Source organism: Mesorhizobium sp. M7A.F.Ca.CA.003.01.2.1, assembly GCF_003998945.1.
In the GTDB taxonomy this organism is placed as follows: Bacteria; Pseudomonadota; Alphaproteobacteria; order Rhizobiales; family Rhizobiaceae; genus Mesorhizobium; species Mesorhizobium ciceri.
In genome coordinates, this window is the sequence record NZ_RZRA01000774.1 from 1 (window position 1) to 2,798 (window position 2,798).

Genomic DNA, 2,798 nt, shown 5'->3' on the forward strand with positions numbered 1-2,798 from the left:
ATCTTGTGCAGGGCAACCTCGAGCGCGCGCGCCACGATCTGCACGCCGCCGGCAAGGCTTTGTGTCGGCGCATAGAGGAAGGTGAGCTTTTCCGTCGCCAGTCCAGTTGCCTTGCTCACTTTCTCAACGGTCGCGCGGGGAGGCGGTTCGGCCGTCTCAAGGATAAGCACCGCGGAAGATGCGATGTCGTGATAGGAAAGTGTTTCGAACAGCGGTTCGACCCGGGCGAGGGCCCGCGCAGGCCCAGATCCCATCGCAAAATAGTCCTGGCCAGACAGGTTCCAGCCCGCATACTGGCTGCCCAGGCAGGCCAGCACCGGCTGCGAAGATCGCGCTTCGACGGTGAACGGCCATTGCTGTGACGCGCGATCCATGAACACCGAAACGCTGCCGAGACCGCCCATCGCAGCCTCAGCCATGCGCATCCCGGCCTCGACGCTGCCGACGGTCTTGGCGCCGGCATCGATCAGGCGCTCGCCCAATGGTCCCCTGGAAACGACGATACGCAGGCGTTCGGCGTCGCCGATCATGCCGTCAACGATGCGCTGTGCATTGTCGTTCAGGAATGCCGAACCGTCTTTCATGTCCGGTCTCCTTCCCATTGGAGTTGCAATTGGCTGGCTTGTCCCTTGATGAGCCGCTTGGTCGATTGGGCGCTCGGACCGCGCGCGAAGACCGTGCAGACAGGGTCGCCGGCAATCAGACGGGTGCCAGCCGACTGTTGGTCCGCTGTCCATTCAGGCCAGGCAATCGACGGAAAGTGAGTGATTGGCGTCGCGGCGTAGGTCACCATCGACGCCATCGAATCGACGAAGCGCGGCAAGCGGAAGACCTGACCCGTCGCGGCGCGCAGATGCGCTTCGATCAATGGCGCGTCAACATCGTCGAAAATGTCGAGGGTGGCGCCCGGCCTCGGATTGATCTCGATGAACGTGTAGCCATCTGGTCCACGGATCAGATCGGCGCTGCACAATCCAAGCAGGCCGGCGCGCCGCGTCAGACTTGAGAGCCAGCCGCCGATGACCGCCGCCTGTCTGCGATCGAAGCGTCTCAACCGTACGGCGCCGCCGTAGCGATAGGGCGCTGTGGGGGCGGGAGACGTCCATTGGTGGCTGAAACCCACGAGGTGCGCGGTTTGACCATTGCCGACGAACAGGGCCGAGATGCTGCGACCGGCAACGAAGCGCTGGAAGTAGCGGCCGGCGGTCGGGCTTTCTCCGGCTGCTCGTCTGACGTGTCCGCCGCCGGCGCCGCCCGCGGTCTTGACCACCCAGTTCTCCGGGTCAGGCGGCTGGTCCCATCGCAGTTGCGGATGCGGGATGCCGAGTTCGGCACAATCATCGGCCAGCAACTGCGGATCCTTGATCCTGCGGATCGCGGCGCCGCCATTGCCGGCGAGCCGAAAGTGTCGCGCGATTTTGTCCACGGTCTCAGGCATCCGCTCAAACCCTGAGCCCAGGACAATGGCGGCCGGCAGGTCGTCGCCAGCCAATCGCCGAAGCGTGTCGATGATGCGCTCGCCGTCGATGCCTCCTTGCAGGTCGCCTGGCAGCATTGTCGCGCGTTCTGCGAGCGCGACGGTGTCCGTATCGCAAAAGAAATCGGCGACCAGCGGACGATAGCCGGCGCGACGCGCGGCGGCGGCCAGCCCCCGGCCTGAAATTGCCGCGATCAAAAGAGATCCGGCGTTACTTGGCAATCTCGCGTGCAAGGGAAAACGCTTCCTGAAAACCGAGCGTGATCGTCTTTTCGGATTCGATCATTCTTTTGAAGAGACCGAATTCGACCTTATATTTGACATTGCCGATGGCAAGCGGACCAATGCCGACAGCTTTTGCCGCATCGAGTGGATCACCATTGGCATTGACGGCCAATCCTTCGATGCCGGCCGGGGGAACGGCATTGACGTCGGCCGCAATAAGCAGGTCATTGCCTTTCAATTGGGCTTTGGAGACCACCTGGACGCCAGCTTTGGCGCAAGCCAGGATAATTTCGTTGGCTTCGACCAGCTTTGTCTTGCGGGCGTCGCTCGATCCGTCAGCCGCATCGACGGTGAGGTGGACCCTGCTTTCGATCCCGGCCGCGATCTGCTTGACCCGTTCGATGCCGTCATGGCCGACAAGTGTGACCCGGGCCCCTTCCCCTGCCGCGATGACGGCGGTGCAGAAGCCGACGACGCCGGTGGCGCCGAAAACAGCCACTCTCGTATCCCTGAGCGCACGCTGGAATTTCTTCTCCAGCGCCTTTTCGACCTTGGCCACCATCGCCGCGGCTGTGGTGAACGAGCCGGCTGGATCGGCAAATACCGAAACCTGGAAAGGCGGCACCATCGCCTTCTTCGCGGCGTCGAACATGTCGAGCGCCAACGAGGCATCCTTCCCGGCGATGAAGATGCCGGTGTCGACACCCGCATCCGGCGGGCGTGAAAAGATCGCGTCCTGGACCAGTCCCGTCACTTCGGCCAGGCCCACATCGACATAGGGGACGACGGCGTCGAAACCTGCGTCGAGCGCCATGTTCACGTCGAAGGGGCTCATCTGCTTCAACGGTGTCAGCATGTGCAGGATGTGTTTGCGGGCCATTTCTTGCCTTTCTGCCTGAAACTGAAGCGTCAGCTGCCGACGAGATCCAGCCTGGTTGAACTGATCTTCGCGCCGGAGTTCCTGCCCTTGACGATCTTGACCTCAAGGCCGCCCTCAACTGTCGTCTTCCGAACCGCGTCGACGAACTTGAGTGCGCCATCGCAGGACGCCGCACTCAAGTTCGTCGACGCGGTTCGGAAGACGACAGTTGAGGGC

General features: G+C 62.7%; 3 protein-coding genes and 1 pseudogene. All 4 read right to left on the minus strand.

From position 1 onward, the window contains the following. Positions 1 to 584: methenyltetrahydromethanopterin cyclohydrolase (locus tag EN969_RS25305; RefSeq protein ID WP_245467495.1), on the minus strand; the 584-nt coding region annotated here is incomplete at its 3' end. After that, positions 581 to 1,492 carry an ATP-grasp domain-containing protein gene (locus tag EN969_RS25310; protein ID WP_245467496.1) on the minus strand — a complete coding sequence of 304 codons (912 nt, stop codon included), beginning with the start codon at positions 1,490 to 1,492 and terminating at the stop codon, positions 581 to 583. The genes EN969_RS25310 and EN969_RS25305, both read right to left, overlap by 4 nt. 196 nt (positions 1,493 to 1,688) lie before the next feature. Beyond that, complete coding sequence (locus tag EN969_RS25315; RefSeq protein ID WP_127419490.1) at positions 1,689 to 2,582, minus strand: NAD(P)-dependent methylenetetrahydromethanopterin dehydrogenase; 894 nt, start codon at positions 2,580 to 2,582, stop codon at positions 1,689 to 1,691. Positions 2,583 to 2,611: 29 nt separating this feature from the next. Continuing rightward, positions 2,612 to 2,798 (minus strand): annotated as a pseudogene (locus EN969_RS35600) (hypothetical protein); the annotation flags it as partial.